The organism is Rhodothermales bacterium (assembly GCA_041391505.1).
Classification (GTDB): domain Bacteria; phylum Bacteroidota; class Rhodothermia; order Rhodothermales; family JAHQVL01; genus JAWKNW01.
This window is the reverse complement of sequence record JAWKNW010000019.1, coordinates 55,759-75,213: the sequence shown is the minus strand read 5'-3', so window position 1 is coordinate 75,213 and position 19,455 is coordinate 55,759. Positions and strand designations below refer to the sequence as shown.

Genomic DNA, 19,455 nt, shown 5'->3' with positions numbered 1-19,455 from the left:
ACGTTTCCGGATCAGGACTAACGCAAGGAAAAAGGGGCCCCGATCGTTTTGCCTGCCGGAGACGTGTGGTGCATCCCTTGCATCGTGCCTGCCATGAATTCGTTATGCCCCTGATCGTACCATGAATCCATCTTTCCTCCCGCTGCTTCTTCTCGTGCTCACCGCCTCGCGGTGCGGAGCACAGCCGGCCGAGACGCCCGCGCCCACGGGCGGGCCCGTCACGATTTCGGGCGAACTCATGCAGTGGCACCGCGTGACGCTGACGTTCGAGGGTCCGGAGACCTCAGAGGGCGCCTCGCCGAATCCGTTTCTCGACTACCGCCTGGATGTGACGTTCACACACGGCAATACGCGTTTCACCGTCCCGGGCTATTACGCGGCCGACGGCGACGCAGGGGAGAGCGGCGCCAAAGCAGGGGGCGCGTGGCGAGCCCATTTTGCCCCCGATTCCACCGGCACCTGGCGGTACGCCGTATCCTTTCGCACGGGCCCCGGCATAGCGGTTTCGGATGACCCGTCGGTCGGCGCGGCGACAGCGTTCGACGGCCTGACGGGGACCTTCGAGGTGCTTCCGACCGACAAAACCGGGCGAGACTTCCGGGGCCAGGGCCGGCTGGTCTATGCCGGCGAGCGGTACTACCGGTTTGCCGGCACCGGGGCGTATTTCATCAAAGGAGGCGCGGACAGTCCGGAAAACCTGCTGGCCTTCACCGACTTCGACAATACGGCCGCTGGGAAAACCATCCTCCATGCCTATGGGCCGCACGTGGACGACTGGCGGGAAGGCGATCCGTCATGGCGGGGCGGCAAGGGGAAAGGCCTCATCGGCGCGTTGAACTACCTCGCCAGCGAAGGCCTGAACAGCGTGTATTTCCTCACGATGAACGTGGAGGGGGACGGCGACGACGTCTTCCCGTGGACTACCAAGCAGGAACGGATGCGGTTCGATGCCAGCAAACTGGACCAGTGGGAGATCGCGTTCAGCCATATGGATCGGCAGGGGCTCATGCTCCACGTGATCACGCAGGAGACCGAAAACGACCAGCTGCTCGACGGCGGCGAACTGGGGCCGGAACGCCGGCTCTATTACCGCGAACTCGTCGCCCGTTTCGCCCACCACCCCGCCATCGTGTGGAACCTGGGCGAGGAGAACACCAATACCGATGCCCAGCGAAAAGCGTTTGCGGAGTACCTCCGGGCGCTCGACCCGTACGACCACCCGATCGTCATCCACACGTTTCCCAACCAGTACGACCAGGTCTACACCCCGCTGCTGGGTTTCGAGGCGTTCGAAGGCCCGTCGCTCCAGATGGGGGACATGACGAGGACCTACGCCGAAACCTACACCTGGATTGCCCGCAGCGTCGAAGCCGGTCGTCCGTGGGTCGTGATGCTGGACGAGATCGGTCCGCATACCGACGGCGTCAAACCGGATGGCGTCGGCAACAACCACGACGAAGTGCGCCGGCATGCGCTCTGGGGCAACCTGATGGCCGGCGGGGCCGGCGTGGAGTGGTATTTTGGCTACCAGCACCCTCACTCCGACCTTAATCTGGAGGATTTCCGGTCGCGCGACGCGTTCTGGGACTACACCCGGTACGCGCTGGCCTTCTTCCACGAACAGCTCCCCTTCGACCGGATGATCCCCCGAAACGAGCTCCTCGAACCAGGGTCGGACGCGTGGGTGCTGGCGGCGCCGGGCGAAGTGTACGCGGTGTATGCCCCGCAGGGCGGGACGATCAAGATCGACCTGAACGAGAAAGAAGGCATGTTGCGCATCCGCTGGTTCAACCCGCGGACGGGCACGTTTGCGCCGGCGGTTGCCCGGCTTGTAGGCAAGGGCGATCCGGCGCAGCCTTTTGGCCAGTACCGGACCATCAGGGCGCCGGATTCCGAAGGCGACTGGGTCGCGCTCATCCAGTAGCGCCGGGATCGCGCATCATTCCATGTTCAGTACGGATCACCCATGGCAACCATCTACAACGTAGGCATTCTCGGGTTGGGTCACTGGTATTCAGCCTACGGCATGGCGCGCGGGCTGGTGGAATATCCGAAGGCGCGCCTCGTGGCCGTGGCGAGTCCGGACGAACGCAAGGCCCGCGAGTTTGCCGGCACGTTCGGCATTCAGGCGTACACGCGGTACGAAGAGCTGCTTGAAAAGGCCGACGTGGACATCGTCCTGATCGCGGCGCCCGTCTCCGAGATCCCCGAATGCACGATCATGGCGGCGCGCGCCGGCAAGCACATCGTCCTGGGCAAGCCGATGGCGATGACCCTGGAGCAGGCGGGCCAGATGGTGCGGGATGTCGAGAATGCCGGCGTGGTATGCGTCCCGTTCCAGGTGATCACCCGGATGGGGGCGATGGGCGTGAAGCAGCGGATCGATCGGGGGGTAATCGGCGAGGTGCTGGTTATGCATCAGACGAGCCGGTGGTCCATCGCCGAGGACTGGCCTCGTTCCGGCAAGCCGGGCTGGTTCGTCGATCCGAAACACGTCCCGGGTGGCGCGCTGATCGACGAGGGGATTTACGCGATCGAGCTGTTCAGCTGGCTGGCCGGCAGCGACATCGTTGAGGTGGAGGCGCGGATGGCGAACCTGGTGCATAAAGACATCGAGGTCGAGGATTGGGGGATGGCGACGTTTACGCTGGCCAACGGCGTCGTGGCGACGCTGGAGGGTAGCTGGACCATCAACGCGCCGCGGGTGACGGGGCCGTCGCCCAAACAGAACGCGGTCGTCCGGCTGGAGGTGGTCGGTGCGCGGGGCGAAATCATGACCCAGTTTTTCCGGGACCCCGGGGTGGCCGTACTGGCCGCGGGGGCCGAGAACTGGGTGTTCGAACGAAAGGCCGGCGAGCCTTTCGGGCCGGCTCAGCCGGTTCCAATCGCGCATCTGATCGACTGCCTGGAGCAAGGGACGCAGCCCATATCAACGATTCAGGAAGCATATCGCTCGTTTGCCGCGGCGATGGCGGCGTATGTGTCGGTCAGAGAGGGTCGGAGGGTACGCGTCGGGTCGTGAACCTGGCCTGGCCGACTCAGCGGATGGCCGCGCCGAGCTCGAACAAGGGCAGATACATCGCCACGAGGACGGTGCCGAGCACGACGCCCAGCACGACGATCAGGAGCGGCTCGATGATCGCCGTGAGCGTATCGACGGCCGCATCCACTTCCACTTCGAAATGACCGGCCGCGTGCAGCAGCATATCGCCGAGGTTGGCTGTTTCTTCCCCTACAGCCACCATCTGAACGACAAAATCCGGAAACACGTCGCCGCCACGCAAGGGTGCAACCAGGCGGCCGCCACGTTCGACGTGCGCCGCCATGCGCTTGACGATCTCCTCCACGGACACATGACCGCTCGTGCTCGCCAGAATGTGCAGTGCGTTGGTCAGGTGCACACCGCTTTCAAGCAAGGTGCCGAGTGTGCGGCAAAAGCGGGCCGAGAGGTTTTTTCGCAGTAGCGGACCGACGAGGGGAAGTCGCAGCGATGCGCGTTCCAGATGCCGTCGTCCCCACGACGTGCGGACGGTCCGGCGGGCGATGGCGCCCAGAACCATGCCGGCGATGAGCACAGCCGCTCCGTGCGCGCGAAGCCCCTCGCTCACGCCCAGGAGGGCGCGGGTCGGCGCGGGAAGCTCCGCCCCGAAGTCGGCGAACATCTCGGCGAAGGTGGGCACGATCGCCATCATCAGAAACGCCACGGCGCTCGCCGCCACGGCGACAATGACGCCCGGATAGACCATCGCCAGACGCACCGTGCGGCGCAGCGCATGTGCCTTTTCGAGGTATGCGGAAAGACGGAGCAGCATGTCGGCCAGTCGGCCGGTCATTTCGCCGACGCGAACGAGCTGCACGTAGAGCGCATCGAACGTTTCCGGATGACGCGCCAGACTATCGGAGAGGCTCCGGCCGCGCCGAACGTCCTCCCTAACGGCCGCCGCCAGTTCCTGCATGCGCTTCGCCGGCGACTGCCGGCCAGCCGTCGCCAGCGCGTCGAGCAGCGGCAACCGCGCGGCGACGAGGACGGCGAGGCTGCGCGTAAACTCGGCCAGCGCCTTGCGGGAGACGAGGCGCGCCGGCCAGTGCGAGACTCGGGTTGAGGCGGGAGCGGCAGGGACGAGCGGTTTCACAAAGCCAGGGGTTCGGACGTTCAGGGGCGAAGCGAGCGCCACGGATCGGGGTGGCGCTGCACGATGCGCACTGTCGAGGCCAGTGCCCGCCGCCGACTTGAAAGGGTGAGGCGAAATTCGAACGCCGCTGGAGCATCCGGCTTCGCCGTGACAGAAAAAACGACTCCAGCCATGAGGGTGGAATCAGTCAGTATGCGGCCGTTTCGATACAGGGCGCGGTTTCGCAGGGCATAACGGATCGTATCGCCGGCCGCGCGAACCAGTGCATAGGTCGAGTCGGGCAGGCGGTCGATGTCGGTCGTCTCGTACAGATCCTCGGTAAGTCGCGTCAGGGTCGCGTGAAGCGTATTCTCCAGATGCACCCCTTCCTGCCATACGCTGACGGTCCGCGCCAGGAACAGGTAGGTCGATGAGGCCAGCGTCGTCACGACGATCGCGAGTGTCATGGCGACGAGCAGTTCGACGAGTGTGAAGCCGGCGTCGTCGATCATGGCACGAACCGCCAGGTAGACAGCGTCAACAGAGGCTGCCCGGCCTCGCGTTCAAACACCACCACACTGCACAGCACGCGGCGTCCCTCGCGCCGCACCCGACGCACAACGCGCCAGCGATCCACCTCCACCGTGGCGGAGTCAGGCCACGCGGCGGGCTCCGCAAGCAGGCTTTCCAGCTGCCGGCGGCCGGCGGCCAGCGCCAGCGCCTCCCGACTCGCCAGATGTTGGCCCGTGAAATAGGCCAGCGAGCCGACCAGAGGAGCCAGCACACTGAGCAAGAGCGATAGTGCCACGATGGATTCGACAAGGGTATAGCCCGCTTCCGAGCCATGCTCATGCATCGGGCCGGGCAATCCACATGGGTTGCTGAGTTGGGTCATCGGGGTTTCAGAAGCGGGGAGCGGCTAAAACCGGGTCAACGGGGCGAACAGGGAGCGGACGCGTTTCGACGAAAGCCATCTACCAGAACGGCCGCGAACGCAGGGTGACCACCTCGGGAATCGACGCGTGCTCAAAACCGATGGGCAGGTGAAACGCGTCGGGGCGGGCGCGCACATCGATCCGCGCATCAATCAGCCAGTTGACATAGTCCGTCGGAGAGGCATACCGATAGAATCGGGTGGTGGCCACGGTGCCCAGTACGGCACCCTCGATGAGGGTCTGATTGGCGCTCCAGATGAGGCCGCGGACGGTCGCCCCGCTTTTCACCACGATGCGGCCGCGATCTACGCCGGCGGCGGCCGGCGGCAGGATAGCGATCCCATCCAGCATCGCGCGATCCGCCAGACGTAGCTCGCCGGAGCGTTCGCGCCCAGCGAGCCGGCCGTAGAGATACAGCAGCGAAGGGTACGCTAGGGTCGCCCTACCCGACAGTTCGATGTCCTCCTCGGCAAAAACCTGGGCCGTCAGGCGAGCGCGATCCTTGATCCGAACCCCCTTGACGGCATACAGCAACAGGCCGTCACCCCGCACCTCGTCTTCAACGACGATCGATCCACCCGCCACCAGCCGCGTGCCGGATGCGATGCGTAGCGACCCGGAGAGCCGTATGTCGCCGGCGGCAATCAGCGTTCGAGGCGTCTCAAACCCCGCACTGTCCGCCGCGCCGAACCGCAACACCTCGCTACCCAACGAACCCAGCCTACGCCCGCGCGCCGCCGACGCGATGCGCTCCCGAAGGGAGTCGCGCAGGATCTCGGCCCATCCCGACTCCAACGAAGGCAGCACCGGTGCGGCCATGCGCGCCGTTTCTCCATCGACCTTACCCGAAAACGGCCGACCCTCGAAGACAGCCAGGTTGATCCCTGGCACGCCCACGCGGATGTCGCCGCGTACGACCGTCTCGCCGGCCAGTTGGAGGGGGGAAGACGGATCACCGAGCAGGATCGCAAAACGAAAGGCATCCGGCGGTCTGAACCCGACGAGTGCATCGATGTGATGGCGGGCCGTGCCGGCGCGCGCGGCGACACGCACCTGCACATAGCCTCCCAAAAGCGACGCGAAAAGCCGGCATCCACGATGGGCATCGTCGTCGAATGCCAGCGAGTCTGCACGCCAGCCGGGATCGACGGCGAGGGAAGCCAGTGCGCGATGGAGACACGACTCGGCCAGATATCGGGCCTGCGCGCGAAGTACATCGCGCCCTACGAACCGTCTTTGCGCCACGTGCACGGCCATCACCGTCCCGACCAGCACGCTCAGGATCGCCATCAAAGCAAGCACCCACGCGAAGGCGGAGCCTTCGTCGGCACGGACCTTCATACACCCCACCATGAGGAGAACGGAAGGGCGATGCCGGCTAGCGCGCCGATCACCAGAAACGGGGCGAACGGCACGTGCGTCTCGCGTGACAGCCAGCCTCCGACCAGTCCAACGCCCGCCCACGATCCACCGATCAGCATCGCGAGGTACAGCATCCACAGGGCAGGCCATCCTGCGAGCAGTCCCATCGCCCCTGCCATTTTGACGTCTCCCATGCCCATCCCTGCCCTTCCGAACAGTACCCGGCCCAGCCCCCGCATCAGCCACGCCAGGCCGGCAGCGGAGACGCCGGCCAAAAGGTGCGCCATCAACCCATCGAAGACTGCGAGCAGGATGCCGACAGCGGCCGTGCAGCGCACGAGCGGGTCCGGAATACGGCGGGTACGGAGGTCGATGCCGGCGGCGGCCAGCAACGCGCCCAGGAGCACGCCGTATCGCGTCAGTTCGATGGTGGACAGGGAGGTAAGCATTCGCGGTAAACCGTTTTCCTCAATCCGGCGTCCGCAGGCGAATTTCGCCGGCGGCGTCCGTTTCCCATACATTTAAGACACCATCCCGGTCGAAATCGACGACCGCCGTGGCCGTGGCGACGAAACCGCCGGCATCGGCCTGCTCGATGGCGATCCGGTATCTCGCCGTGCCGCCCTCCGTCTGCAGGGCGACCTGCTCGAACCCGAGCTCCGACAATCCGTCGGCATACCGGTCGTGGGCGTACCGATAGGCCTGTTGAAGCGTTTGCACCTGCCGAAGCATCATTCTGGCCTCGGTCATCTTGGCTTCGGTGGTCACCGTGATAAAACGCGGTATCGCGAGCATGGCGAGGATGCCGACGACGACCACCACCACCATCAGTTCGGTGAGGGAAAAGCCGTCGTCTTGCGACAGCGCGAGGGGCATGGCGAGGAGACTCTTCATGGCGATCCGGGCTGGGTAAATTGCGTGGTCATGGTGGGTAATCAACGGGGCTCTTGAGGTCTAGACATGTCGTTCAGATACAGGCGTTGGGTTGCGCGCGCCCTTCGCAATACCACCTGATCGCCGTGCACCGACAGGATGCGAAGCGTGCCGAGCGCGCCGCCGGCCGACGCCACGTGCGTCGAGTCATCCGGCGACTGGATGATGACCGTGGCGCCAATGATGCCGCGTAATCGGTACCCTGCCAGGTCGACCATCGGCGCCGAATCCGGATGCGATGACGGCCTCAAGAGCCATCGATCGTCCTCGAAAGGATCCCTGAAGTCGCCCCGGTAGATCGGCAGGGAGTCTACCGGAATCGATACCGCCGGCGCCGCGCTATCCGCGGGCGTGGCCACCACGATGCGTTCACTCGCCGCCGGCCACATCGCCTCTGCGATCCGAAAGCCGTTGTAGCCCCAGATCGACACCGCGGCCAGTCCGAGCAGCGCCGGCATCCACCGTGTTTTTTGTGCACGCGGCATACTCATCCCGTGCCCCTCTCGCCTGACGCGAACGCCACCACCAGAATGAGGGCGAGACGCAGTTCGCCGGATGATGCGGGCGTCCGCTGGATAGAGCCGGACACAACGCGTATCAGCAGGTGTGCCCGTTCGATCCCATCCACGAACCTTCCAATCTCATGAAAACGCCCCGATGCCGTGAGCGAAATCTCGCGTTCGGCGTAGGTCTCGAGGCGTCGCACGCCTGCCGGCCGCCACCGCGTGATGCGCACGCCTGTCGAAGCAGCCGTCTGCTCGACAAACCGGAGCAGGATCGCTTCCTCTTCGAGTGTCGGAAGAGCCACCAGCCGGGTATCGGTATCTTCTGCAAGCCGCATGCGCTCGGCGTCCATACGGGAGGCTTCTGCATCCCAGTCAGCCGCTTCTCGGATACGGGCGTCCAGGGCCTCAGCCTCTCTGTAGAGCTTGAGCGTCTGATACAGATGGGGGGCGACGCCGAACACGATCAGCCCGAGCGCCACCGTGACACCGACGATCGCGCCGGCCAACCAGGGCCTGTTGCGCAGCGTATTCAACCCTGCTCCCATGTCATTCGCCCCGCCGGTCGCACCCGTTGATCCCAGCCTCGATTGCGAATTGCACCGAGCGTTCGGCCCCCACGCCGACAGCTTCGGCCGAGCGCAACTGCACCTGCCGGCCTGCCTCCGCTTGCTCCAGCGTCTCGATCAATCCAGCCACCTCCGCCGCGTCCGCCGCGCGCCCCTGAATCGAAACGACGCAAGCGACCTCGCCGCCCTCCCAGGACACGGCATCGAGCTTGACCCGCGCCGGCACGCCGCGCCCGATGCGATCGAGCACGCCGGCTAACCGCGACCGACCGGCGATCAGGGCAAGCCCCTGCGCCGTGCGCTGCCGCTCGACCTCCAGCGCTTCCGCTGCGCGTGCGCGACGCCGCGCGGCGGGTTCCAGCGAGACAGCGGTATGCGCACGGGCCGCCAGATGTCGCTCGACCGCGACGCGTAAGATCAGGGCGCCAGCAAGCAGCACCAGCAGCAGCGCTCCAACGCAAATCCCCAGTTGCAAGGCATCGCGCCGATCGATCCGATTGGTGACTTGCTGCACCTGGATCGGCTCCAGCAGGTTGACGGAAGGCAGACCGGGACACAGCCCTGCCACCGCGAGGGCTGCCGCCGGCGTCGCCTCCATGTCGAGCAACCCATGCCCGATCAACGGTTCGAGCGGCTGCCCCGGGGAAGTGGGCATTCCGTTCGGCATCGGGCGTCCAATCGCCACACCCGCTATCGGATGAGGCTTCCCGTTCCGGGCGCCGACGAGGCGCTCCAACTGCTCGTCATCGAACACCTCATCGACGCCGATCGGTGCGCCACACTCGAACCATGTTACCGTGTCTCCCCCTGCAGCCCTCCGAATGACCACGGAATAGCCCGCGACCCAGACGGGACTGAACGCGAAGGCATTGCCGATCTCCAGAGGCAGGCTTCCGATAGACCAGGGGTCTAGTCCAGCCTCCCGCAGCAGGTCCACGCGTTCGGCAATAGCCTCTGGACGCGCAGCGACCACCGCTATACATGGCGCTCCGCCGGCGTCCTGGAGCCGGGTCCAGCGGAGAACCAGCGCATCGAGCACAAGACCTTCAGGAAGCCGTGCGTCCGCCTCCGCCTGCACCCATGTGTCGAGCGAGGAAGTGTCCAACCCCGGTGGCGGATATACTAAGGCATGCCACAGATAGGCGTCTTCGAGGTGGGTTATCAACCGATCCGGCGTGGCGTCCATGCGCTCGCACAGCCTTCGCAGCGCCGAAGTAAGGTCTCCCTCGGCTACCAGCTCCTTCTCGTAGCCGCAACCCCGGAGTCCGCCCGGACCCCGCGCCAAATCCACACTGCATACAGCGGATTCCGAGATCCACAGGCCGGCACAGGTGCGATTCAGAAAGGGCCACGTCATGGTGTCGGTTCGATTTCATACACGTCGCCGAAGAAGACGTGCGGGGTGATGAAGATGACCAGCTCCGAGCGATGTGCGTCGCGACGGCGGTTGCGAAAGAGTCGGCCCAGAAGCGGGATGCGTCCCAGTACCGGCACCCGGTTGGATGCCTCGGATTCCCCGTCCTGGATGAGTCCGCCGATGGCAATCGTCTCGCCCTCGCGCAGCCTCACGGTGGTTTGAACCGTCCGGTTGTTGATCGTGGGCGGCACCCGGGGGTCCAGCACGCCGACCGGCGTGGCGAATGTGGGATGGATTTCGGCGGTGACCTCCCCTGACGCCCCCACCCACGGCGTTATCTCCAGCGTGACGTTGGCCTCCACCCGCTCGAAATGTTCGGCCTCGTTGACCTGGCCGGCTGCCGCGTACGGAATAAGCGTCTTGAGGATATAATATTGCGTGGTGCCCACGCTGATGCTCGCCTTGTGCCCGTTGAGCGTGGCGATGCGAGGCCGCGAGCGGATCTGGACCTTGCCCTGGCGCTCCAGAGCCTGCACGCGGAGGTAGAAGTCGGAGGGGAGCCGGCCGATGCTGCCGACACCGAGCAGTCCCGTTAGCGCGTCCACATAGCGCCCGGCGGCCTGTGGGCCGGCAATCAGGGTGATGCCGCCGGCCTGATCGCTACCTCCACCGAATGCGTAGGTCTCGCCGGCGGGCGCGTCCGTGCCATTCCGCTCAAGCGTCACTCCAAACTGGCTCAGCTCGCTGCGCTCAAAATCCACCACCAGCGCCTCGATCAGGATCTGCGGGGTGGGTGTGTCGATCTGAGCGATGACGGCGGCAATTTCGGCGATCAGGTCTTGCGGCGCCGTCACGAGCAGCGCGTTTTGTTCGTCGATCACTTCGAAGGTAGCGGCGCGGCGCAACGACTCGGGGAGGCGTTCGGCAACGCCGTTCGGGTGGATGTGCTGGAGCCGCAGGAGCCGGGTGCTGGCGATACCGGTCAGCTGCCGGCCGCCGACGACAAACACGTCGCCCTCCCGCCGGTAGGTCAGGTCCGTGGACTTGAGCAGGTAGCCGAGGGTCTGTTCCACGCTGAGTCCTGCGGCGCGCGCCGTGATGCGTCCTTCGGGAGCGGTATACAGGATAAGACCGACCCCCAGCCGGTCCGCCACTTCGCGAAGCACATCGCCGATCCCGGCGTCCCGAAGATCGAGATCCACCAGCCCCTCGCGGATGCTGACCCGGGCTTCGCCGCCCTCAACCGGCCTCGTCTCCGGCCGGCTTTCGACTACGGTGTAGATGCCGGCCGTCGCACGCACTTTAAAGCCGTTGCTCTCGAACAACGACTGGAGTCCGGACTCCAGCGGCACACCCTGGAGATACCCGGTCACCATACCCTTCGCGCCCTGGTGCACCAGCATCGCAACGCCGGCGGCGTCCGTGAGCGCCCGCGCCACGTCTTCCACCGGCGCGCCGGCCACGTCGGCGAAAAGAAGCCCCTGCGCTGCGCTAATCGTCAGACGAAAGGCAGGCGCATCCGTCGTACGCGGGCGGACGCGAAAGATCACCCCGTTGCACTCCAGCACGAGCCCATATTCGGCAGCCAGGAATTCGAGCACCTCGATGACCGGGAGATCCGCCAGGCGCAGCGTGACGGTCGCCTCGATCCGTTCGTCGACAGCCAGGTTGAGGCGATGCTGGCGCGCGATGGCCCGCAGCACATCGCGAAGATCGGCGTCCCGCACGTTGAGTTCACGCAGGCGCTCCAACGCCCCGGCCGGCACCTCGGCGCTGTCGGCCGGCGCCTGGACCGGCACGCGCTCCTGGGCCGAGACCGCGGCGGCCCCGGCGAGGAGCAGCACGATGAGCAGGGATCGACTGGTCATGCGCGCTCAGAGGCTGGTTTCGCGATGGGCTTCGGCGGCCGTCGTCACGCCGGCGGCAACCGCTGCCGTCGCGGCCTCCCGTAGCGTACGCATCCCCTCCGATCGCGCGAGCCGGCGTAGTTCCGCGGCGTCGGCCCCCGCCACGATCTGCCGTGCGATCGATTCCGTCACCCGCAGCGTTTCCACGATCGCGGTGCGGCCTCTAAAACCCGCCCCTTCGCATTCCGGACACGACCGGTCATCGGATGCATTCTTCGCCCCCGCTCTGGCGGGCGGATCGGCCCGATGGCCGGCAGCGATACACACCGGACACCGGCGGCGGACGAGCCGCTGCGCCAGCACGAGCCGGAGCGAGGAGGCGACGAGGAACGGGGCGACGCCGAGATCGACCAGGCGCGTCACACTGGCGGCGGCATCGTTGGTGTGCAGTGTCGACAGGACCAGATGCCCGGTCAGCGCGGCGCGCACGGAAAGCTCGGCCGTCTCAGCGTCGCGAATTTCGCCGACCAGCATGACGTTCGGATCCTGGCGCAGGAAGGCGCGCAGCGCGCGTGCGAAGGTGTAGCCGATCTCCGCGTGCACCTGCGTCTGGCTCACCCCGTCCAGCCGGTACTCGATCGGATCCTCCACCGTGACGATGTGCACGTCCGGCGTATTCAGGGTCCTCAACGCGGCGTACAGCGTCGTCGTCTTGCCGCTTCCGGTGGGCCCCGTCACCAGGATCAGTCCGTGAGGCAGGTGCAGCGCCTCGTCGAGGACGGCGAGGTCACGACCGGCGAATCCGAGTGCCGGCAGGTCGTGCGCGGCGCTCCGCCCATCGAGCAGGCGAAGGACGAGATGCTCACCGAGCGCCGTGGGAAGCGAGGATACCCGGATATCCATCTCCGTTGCACCGCGACCGAAACACCAACGCCCGTCCTGCGGCCGTCGTCGTTCGGCGATATCCAGGCCGGATAGAATCTTGATCCGGGATACGACTTCATCCTGCGCTGTGGCCGGAAACACCCGATCGACGTTCAGGCGTCCATCGATCCGATAGCGCACGCGCAGGCCGGCTTCCACCGGCTCCAGATGGATATCGCTCGCCTTCCGATCGATGGCGCGCTGCACGATGGCCTCGACGCGTTCGATAACCGTCCCGCTGTCTCGCACGGGAGGCCGCACCCTGTCGATTCGGTCGGCATGCGTCGGCCGATCGGGGGCGGGTTGGAGCCGCTGCAGCAAATCGTTCAGCGCCTCCCGCGGCAGGAAAACCGGGTGGATGGACTTCCCCGTGAACAGCATCAGCCGGCGCACCACGTCGGGTGGCGGCATGACGTCGACGCCCACTTCGAGGTATCTGCCTCGCAGAGCAAGCGGCACGACCCGGTGTCGCAGGGCGAGCGACGCCGGCAGCGTCGCCATGGCAGCGGGGTCGACGGAGGGGCTTATGACGATGGACGGAGAACCCATGGACGGCGGAACGATGACCGGGAATGACAACGGCCACAGTTTCGCACATCCGGACGGCTCGGACATGATCGGAACATGAAATGGGCAGCCTGGAGCGTTTTGTCCGCGATGTGCACCTAACATGCAACGTTCCTGTAACGAAGCACGGTACAGACGGTACGTCGGGCGGCCTCATCCTGTCTAGAACGAGAAAAGAGCTTCCCATCCACAAGCCCCAAACCCGCCATGCCGAACGCATCCCACTTATCTGCGGATTCCAGCCGTCTCCCCTCCCATGCGCCGACCACGCGCTATGCACACGGCGCGACCATTTCCACATTGGCGGCGTCAGGGCTCGTCCCGCGCGAGAAATCCCGTCGACACGCCCCGGGCGATTGGCTTCGTGCCGGCACGATCTGGCTGAATCGACGGTACCGGCAGGTCCTGGTAGATCATGTGCCGATCCGGCTCCGACGACGCGAATTCGAGTTGCTCGAGCACTTCATGCGGAGTCCGGGGCAGTGCTTTTCGCGCGACGAACTCCTCGCCGACGTATGGGGGATCCATTTCGACACCGGCACCAACGTCGTGGATGCCCAGGTCTATTCCCTCCGGCTGAAGCTGAAGACGGTGGGCGTATCCCAGGCGATAGAGACGGTGCGAGGCGTCGGGTACAAATTGAAGCCCGAGCTTCCGCCGCGTTGACCGGCTCGTCGTTCTTCACCGCGAAATGCCCTATGTTGTGGGCCTTTCGACTGTGTACTGGCATCCCGCGCCCATGACCCGACTTCCTCGCACGACCTTCCACCGGTTGACCTGCCGGGCGGCCGGTCTCCTCCTGGCCACGACCTTGCTGTGCCTGATTGGATGCCGGCCCGCTCCACCCGCAGCCGATCTTGTTCTGCGCAACGGTGTCGTGTATACGATGGCATCCCCCACCCCGCTGACCGCGATCGCGATTCGGGGCGACCGCATCGTCTATGCAGGTTCCGATGCCGGCGCCGACCCGTGGGTGGCTGTCGGCACGCGGGTGGTCGATCTCCGGGGACGTATGGTGCTCCCCGGCTTTCGCGACACGCATGCCCATCCCGCAACCGGCGGCATCGAACAGGCGGGTTGCCTGCTGGACGATCTGGAGACCGTGTCGGCCGTCGTGGAAGCCATTGCGGGCTGCGTGCAGCGCGCGAGGCCGGGGAGCTGGATCCGGGGGAGCGGATGGGCCTTGCCCCTCTTTCCGGAGGCCAATCCGCACAAAGACTTGCTGGATGCCGTCGCACCCGACCATCCGGTCATCCTAGTGGCGGCGGACGGGCATTCGGCGTGGGCGAACAGCCGGGCCTTGCAGGCCGCCGGCATCGACCGGAGCACGCCCGATCCGCCCAACGGCCGCATCATGCGCGAGGCCGGCTCGGGCGAGCCCTCGGGCACGTTGCGCGAATCCGCCGTGCGGTTGATCACCCGTCAGCTGCCGGCGTACACGCAGGACGAGTGGAAAGCGGGCATTCAGACCGCCCTGCGCATGGCGAATCGGTTTGGCATTACCACCATCCACGAGGCCGCGCTGCTGCCGGAAACGCTCGCGGCCTATGCCTCCCTGGATGCGCATGACGCGCTGACGGCCCGCGTTGTGGCTGCGCTGTTCGTCGACGCCGGCCTGGGCGTCGCGCAGGTCGACTCGTTTATCAGCGTCCGCGAGCAGTATCCGGCTACACCGTTCTTCCGGGTCAACTCGGCAAAGATCATGGCGGACGGAGTGATCGAATCCGGCACGGCCGCGCTCCTCGCGCCCTATGTGGGGACATCGAGTCTCGGCACGGCGAACTTCCGGCCGGGCCAACTGGACTCGCTCGCGGCCGCGCTCGACGCCGCTTCGTTCCGCATCCACATCCATACAATAGGAGACCGAGCCATCCGGATGAGCCTCGACGCGCTCGCCTATGCCCGCCGGCAGAACGGCCCTAGCGATGCACGCCCCATCCTGGCCCACATCCAGCTTTTCGACCCGGCGGACATCCCTCGTTTTGCGGCGGAAGGCATTATCGGAAGTTTCCAGTCGTTGTGGGCGTATGCCGACACGTACGTAACAGACCTCACAGAACCGGTACTGGGCCCGGAGCGATCGCGCTGGCTCTATCCGATCGCGTCGCTCGCCGCGACCGGGGCCACGGTAGTGGGCGGCAGCGACTGGAACGTGTCTTCGATGAACCCGCTCGACGCCATCCAGGTTGGCATGACCCGCACAGCCCTCAGCGACACGACGGGCCCCCCGTGGATCCCGGAAGAGCGGGTGGACCTGACAACCCTGCTACGCATGTACACGATCAACGCAGCGTATGCAGCCGGCGACGAACAGGAAAACGGCACCCTCGAAGTCGGCAAGCTCGCGGACATTGTCGTGCTGGAGCGCGACCTGTACCAGACCCCGCCGGCTGAGATCCACACCGTGCCGGTGGCGCTCACCATCGTGGGCGGCAAGGTGGTGTACGAGATGGAGTAATCAGTATTGGGCGAGGATGGCACGCAGAGCCGGCTCGTACGCATCCGCATACCGGACCATGCCCATGTCGTTCGGATGGGATCCGTCGGTGGCCGCTTCGCCGTCTTCGCCCAGGAGCTGCTCCCCTTCGAGGTAATACAGGCGATCGACGCCTTCATCCTGGAGCTGCGAGAACGCGCGGCGCAGGGCATCCCGATTGGTGCGGTGACGCTCTTCCCGCGCCGGGAAGAATCGCGTGTTGGTAAACGAACGGTCCTCTACCAGCAGGATTGGCGTCGACGGCCGGGCGGCGCGCAACTGGCGAACCAGGTTTGCGGCGCGCTCGTCCACCATGGCCTCGTCCATATTCGGCAGGCAGTCGATCGCAAAGACGCATGGGTCGAGTTCGGCGAGGAGGGCGCCGACTTCAGGCTCCATCCTCCCATTCCCAGAGAATCCGAGGTTCGTTACCGGCCGATTGAGCCGCCGCCCCAGGATGGCCGAGATCGACATCCCGGGACGCGACGCGCAGGCACCGTGCATGATCGAGGTGCCGTAGAACAGGACAGGGCGCTCCGAGCGGGGCGCGAGTGGCGTGAAGGTTGCTCCCTGCTCGACGGCGATTTCCAGGGATTCGACCCCATTATAGAGCGGTAAGTACACCGTATAGCGTCGCTGGCCGGCGCGCAGTCCTTCCGCAGCCGCTTTCTCGACCGTCATCTCGGTAGGTTGCACGACAGCGGCCCATCGATCGACCCCCTGGCCGCCCGTCGCATAAAAATCCAGTCCGCTCACCCCCGTCGCCGGCATGTGGGGCATCGCCAGCCTGTCTGACAGCAGCGTGTATCGCACGTGGATGGCCGGCGAATCGGTGACGAATCGCGTCACCATGCCGGCCGAGTGCCGGGACAGATCCCATACCGGCGGACGGACAACGCCTTCTGCTTTGCCCGGAAGGCGATCGAAATACCGTTTCGTATCGGCCCACCCTTTCCCCTCGACGCCCCAGTCCCGCACATCGTGCCATACGAGATCGGCCCGCTCGGCCCATACACTGCGAGGCAGCGCTGTGACGGCAGCAGCAGTGGTTACCAGTTGGAGAAAATGGCGGCGAGACGTTCTGGCGTGCGCATGCATGGCTGGAGGCATCCGGTTTGTGTATGGAATGCCGGCAGAATACATGCGATCCGGACACAAAAGCCAGCCCGCATACGCACAACCTCCGGATGGATATTGACTGCGAGTTCGTAAATGGCTACTTACCCAGTCATGCCCCACCGGCGACGCCTCGCCCCCCCGATGTGCCCGCTGACGACACCCTGCCGCACCACAGCGGCATCGCTACCATGCTCGAACAAAGCGATTTCATTAGAATCCTGTTGTTGTTGACGACGGCTCTGGGGCTGTCGTTCACGATCGAGCGCGTCCTGGAACTGCTCAACGGCCTGCTCAAGAAGCTGCTTTATTCCGAGTTGTCGCCTTTCTCGGACAACGACGCCTTACAGGAGCCGGATCTGTATGAGGCGGAGATCGCCGCCATCGACACGACGCTCGACCGCGACGCCGAGGCGATTGGCCGGCTCGTCTTTGAAATCAACCGGTCTGAAGCGGATGTTGCGGAGCTTGAAGCGTTGCTGGCCGAGAAGCGAGCTGCCTTCGATCGGTTGATCGAGACCCTTCGCCAGCGGGTTCGCGAGATTCGAGGGGCACACGACGAACCGATTACCGGCAAACATGAGGAGCGGCTCGCCGCGCTGCAACGCCGGCTGGACGCGTACCAGGTGCGCAACGAGTTGCACGGTTCGCTCGAGTTGGAGGAGAACTACCCGGAAGCGCTGTTCGTGCTGGAGCCGATTCCGCCGCGTCCTCCGGTGGAAACCGCCCAGGCTTTCTGGCTGCAATCGATCGGCGCGTTCGCCGGTGTCGCCGTCTGCTACTTTTCGCACTTCGGCCTCTTCCAGGGTATCGGAATTTTCGGGGATATCGCCCCGGTCACCGACGCGATTCTGTCCGGCATCCTCATCGGTGGCGGCTCGCAGCCCATCCACGTGCTCATGAAATTCCTGAACGAGCGCAGCGTCGTGGACATGAAGCCGGTGCGCCAGGAAGACCTCGTCATCACGCCGGCCGCCGTCGCCGGCCCGCCGCTCGATCCGCCGACTCGCTCCGCACCCCATGCCAGTCTCGACATCCCGTACGATGGCGGTGTCGATCGCGACACGCTCGACCCGGGTCGACGCCGGCTTGCGAATCCGGACCTGATCGTGTACCACCATACCGCCATGCACAGCGACGCGGCGTTTGAGGATGTCGTCCGCGTGATCAAGGGGCGGGGATGGTCGACCGGCTACCACTGCGTGGTCACCTACGACGGAGCGATTCACCCGTTTTGCCGCTGGGACTATGTGGGCAACCACGCGTTCGGGGTGAACGACCGCTCGTTGGGGATCGCGCTGAACGGCAACTTCCATACGACACCCGGCGATAGCGGCGCCAATGACCGGGGGCAGTACGGTCATGCCTGTCCGGCCGACGACCAGTTGTTCAATGCCGCGCGCGTCGTTGCCCTGTGGTGCCACCTGTACGGGATACCAGTGGAATTCGGGCGGACGATCGTGTCGCACCGTCAGATCCGGGCGACGGCTTGCGCCGGCTCGAATTTCCCGGACCGGATCTTCGAGCAGCTTGTCCGCGGTTTCTACGAACAATGGCGCACGCCGGCGGCCCAGGCAGAACTCGACCTCTATCGCAGGAAGCAATTCCTTTTCCCGGCTTGACCCATGGACATCCTGCTGCTACTCACCTTTCTTTATCTGATGCTCCTGCTGTTGGCGTTGCTGGTCGAGCGCATCATGGAGCTACTGCACGCGGTGTTCAATTACGTCGAGTGGAAATTCCATTTCGAGCGGATCTGGAACCGCCGCGCACGCCGGCTGCTTACGCGATACGACTCCAAAGCCAAATCCAACATACTCTCCCACGCGCTCATCATCACGCAACTCGGACGCATGGTCAAGCAATATACCCCTTCCGAAGAGGGCGTGTATCCTGGCAATGTGATCATCATCTCGGGCAAGGCCGTTCGGCAGGTGCTGGTGAGTGCGTTGTCCCGCGTCGTCGCGACCGGTGTGGCCTTCGTGCTCTGTGCCGCGTCGGGCATCAACCTCTTTACGGTGATCGATCTCGCGCTGGGCGCGTCGGCCCAAACGATCCCGTTTTACCGCGCGATAGACGGACAGACCCTGCAGCTGGCCATCACCGCAGTACTCATCGGGCTCGGCTCCGAACCCGTGCATCATGTGATCAACAACATCGAGCGCCGGCGTGAGCTGAACGTCGAGAAAGAGCGCCTCAACAAGGCGCTCGTCGAAGCCGCCCAGAAACAGGTCTGACCCATGCGCTACGACATCCTCGTCTTCTCGGCTATCGGCGTCTTTCTCCTCGCGGGTTTTGCGATACAGTTCCTCGATTTGAAGGGACGCGGCATCCTCTACGCATTCGGCGCACTAGGCGCGCTGGTGGGGTTGCCAACGCTCTACCGCATGCGCAAGACCAAGTTGAAGCGATCGATCGAGCGCCGGCTGCGTGCCCTGAACACGCAGCAACTCCGTCTGGACGAGTTGGCCACCCTTTATGCCAACGCGCCTTCCATAGCCCGCACACGGGAAGCACTGCTGCGCGCACGCGCCGATGGTCTGCGTCAGATCGCCGAGATCGAAGCCGAGGCGCGCATGCCCCTGGCTGAGGCCCGAGAATACGCCCGGCTGTTAACGCGGGTGGACCTGGAGGCTTACGCACCGTCCCGCGATGGAGGGGGCGGCCACCGCATGTCTTGAGGCATTCAATCCATTGGCTGAATGCGTCTTTCCCTGCCCCCCTGCTTCAGCGTGGGGGCAGGGGCTTGCACCT

At 65.2% G+C, this 19,455-nt stretch carries 19 protein-coding genes; 7 read left to right on the top strand and 12 right to left on the bottom strand.

All coding sequences use genetic code 11. The features are described 5' to 3' along the window. Positions 1-121: 121 nt before the first annotated feature. Positions 122-1,924 (top strand): DUF5060 domain-containing protein, encoded by a 1,803-nt coding sequence (locus tag R2834_16915; protein ID MEZ4702017.1) that lies wholly within the window; start codon positions 122-124, stop codon positions 1,922-1,924. A gap of 42 nt (positions 1,925-1,966) precedes the next feature. Continuing rightward, positions 1,967-3,022: a Gfo/Idh/MocA family oxidoreductase gene (locus tag R2834_16910; protein MEZ4702016.1), complete on the top strand. Its 1,056-nt coding sequence runs from the start codon at positions 1,967-1,969 to the stop codon at positions 3,020-3,022. Between the two features lie 16 nt (positions 3,023-3,038). Here the strand turns inward: R2834_16910 and R2834_16905 are convergent, their stop codons facing one another. The 11 genes from R2834_16905 to R2834_16855 all read right to left on the bottom strand — a co-directional run bounded on the left by R2834_16905 (position 3,039) and on the right by R2834_16855 (position 13,091). Continuing rightward, on the bottom strand, positions 3,039-4,133 hold the full coding sequence (locus tag R2834_16905) for a type II secretion system F family protein (GenBank protein MEZ4702015.1): 1,095 nt from the start codon (positions 4,131-4,133) through the stop codon (positions 3,039-3,041). 20 nt (positions 4,134-4,153) lie between these two features. Then, the gene (locus R2834_16900) at positions 4,154-4,624 is read right to left on the bottom strand and encodes a prepilin-type N-terminal cleavage/methylation domain-containing protein (GenBank protein MEZ4702014.1); all 471 of its coding nucleotides are present in this window, start codon (positions 4,622-4,624) and stop codon (positions 4,154-4,156) included. Then, positions 4,621-4,920, bottom strand: coding sequence for a hypothetical protein (locus tag R2834_16895; protein ID MEZ4702013.1), 300 nt, complete (start codon positions 4,918-4,920; stop codon positions 4,621-4,623). Before R2834_16895 ends, R2834_16900 begins: the two co-directional genes overlap by 4 nt. A 166-nt stretch (positions 4,921-5,086) precedes the next feature. Further along, positions 5,087-6,388 (bottom strand): hypothetical protein, encoded by a 1,302-nt coding sequence (locus R2834_16890; GenBank protein ID MEZ4702012.1) that lies wholly within the window; start codon positions 6,386-6,388, stop codon positions 5,087-5,089. Further along, positions 6,385-6,858, bottom strand: a complete 474-nt coding sequence (locus R2834_16885; GenBank protein ID MEZ4702011.1) for an A24 family peptidase — start codon at positions 6,856-6,858, stop codon at positions 6,385-6,387. The genes R2834_16890 and R2834_16885 overlap by 4 nt, the downstream gene beginning before the upstream one ends. Positions 6,859-6,877: 19 nt before the next feature. Next, positions 6,878-7,303, bottom strand: coding sequence for a prepilin-type N-terminal cleavage/methylation domain-containing protein (locus tag R2834_16880; protein MEZ4702010.1), 426 nt, complete (start codon positions 7,301-7,303; stop codon positions 6,878-6,880). A 41-nt stretch (positions 7,304-7,344) separates the two neighbouring features. Next, the gene (locus R2834_16875; protein ID MEZ4702009.1) at positions 7,345-7,827 is read right to left on the bottom strand and encodes a hypothetical protein; all 483 of its coding nucleotides are present in this window, start codon (positions 7,825-7,827) and stop codon (positions 7,345-7,347) included. A 2-nt stretch (positions 7,828-7,829) separates the two neighbouring features. Beyond that, a complete protein-coding gene (gene pilO / locus R2834_16870; protein MEZ4702008.1) occupies positions 7,830-8,381 on the bottom strand; it encodes a type 4a pilus biogenesis protein PilO in 552 nt (183 codons plus the stop codon). A 13-nt stretch (positions 8,382-8,394) separates the two neighbouring features. Continuing rightward, positions 8,395-9,771: a PilN domain-containing protein gene (locus R2834_16865; protein ID MEZ4702007.1), complete on the bottom strand. Its 1,377-nt coding sequence runs from the start codon at positions 9,769-9,771 to the stop codon at positions 8,395-8,397. Next, positions 9,768-11,639 carry a hypothetical protein gene (locus R2834_16860; protein ID MEZ4702006.1) on the bottom strand — a complete coding sequence of 624 codons (1,872 nt, stop codon included), beginning with the start codon at positions 11,637-11,639 and terminating at the stop codon, positions 9,768-9,770. The genes R2834_16865 and R2834_16860 overlap by 4 nt, the downstream gene beginning before the upstream one ends. 6 nt (positions 11,640-11,645) lie before the next feature. Beyond that, entirely contained in the window at positions 11,646-13,091 is a 1,446-nt protein-coding gene (locus R2834_16855) for a GspE/PulE family protein (protein MEZ4702005.1), read from the bottom strand. Positions 13,092-13,316: 225 nt separating this feature from the next. Between R2834_16855 and R2834_16850 the strand changes: the two genes are divergently transcribed. Together R2834_16850 and R2834_16845 are read left to right on the top strand one after the other, a co-directional pair. Then, positions 13,317-13,775, top strand: coding sequence for a winged helix-turn-helix domain-containing protein (locus R2834_16850; protein ID MEZ4702004.1), 459 nt, complete (start codon positions 13,317-13,319; stop codon positions 13,773-13,775). Positions 13,776-13,995: 220 nt separating this feature from the next. Next, the gene (locus tag R2834_16845) at positions 13,996-15,567 is read left to right on the top strand and encodes an amidohydrolase (protein ID MEZ4702003.1); all 1,572 of its coding nucleotides are present in this window, start codon (positions 13,996-13,998) and stop codon (positions 15,565-15,567) included. Here R2834_16845 and R2834_16840 read toward each other — a convergent pair whose 3' ends face one another. Continuing rightward, positions 15,568-16,683 carry an SGNH/GDSL hydrolase family protein gene (locus R2834_16840; protein ID MEZ4702002.1) on the bottom strand — a complete coding sequence of 372 codons (1,116 nt, stop codon included), beginning with the start codon at positions 16,681-16,683 and terminating at the stop codon, positions 15,568-15,570. A 164-nt stretch (positions 16,684-16,847) separates the two neighbouring features. On the opposite strand from R2834_16840, the gene R2834_16835 reads away from it, so the two are divergent. The 3 genes from R2834_16835 to R2834_16825 are packed head-to-tail and all read left to right on the top strand — an operon-like array spanning position 16,848 to position 19,382. Then, positions 16,848-18,323 carry an N-acetylmuramoyl-L-alanine amidase gene (locus tag R2834_16835; protein ID MEZ4702001.1) on the top strand — a complete coding sequence of 492 codons (1,476 nt, stop codon included), beginning with the start codon at positions 16,848-16,850 and terminating at the stop codon, positions 18,321-18,323. Positions 18,324-18,326: 3 nt separating this feature from the next. Further along, positions 18,327-18,938: a hypothetical protein gene (locus R2834_16830; GenBank protein MEZ4702000.1), complete on the top strand. Its 612-nt coding sequence runs from the start codon at positions 18,327-18,329 to the stop codon at positions 18,936-18,938. A gap of 3 nt (positions 18,939-18,941) precedes the next feature. Beyond that, a complete protein-coding gene (locus R2834_16825; GenBank protein ID MEZ4701999.1) occupies positions 18,942-19,382 on the top strand; it encodes a hypothetical protein in 441 nt (146 codons plus the stop codon). Positions 19,383-19,455 lie beyond the last annotated feature (73 nt).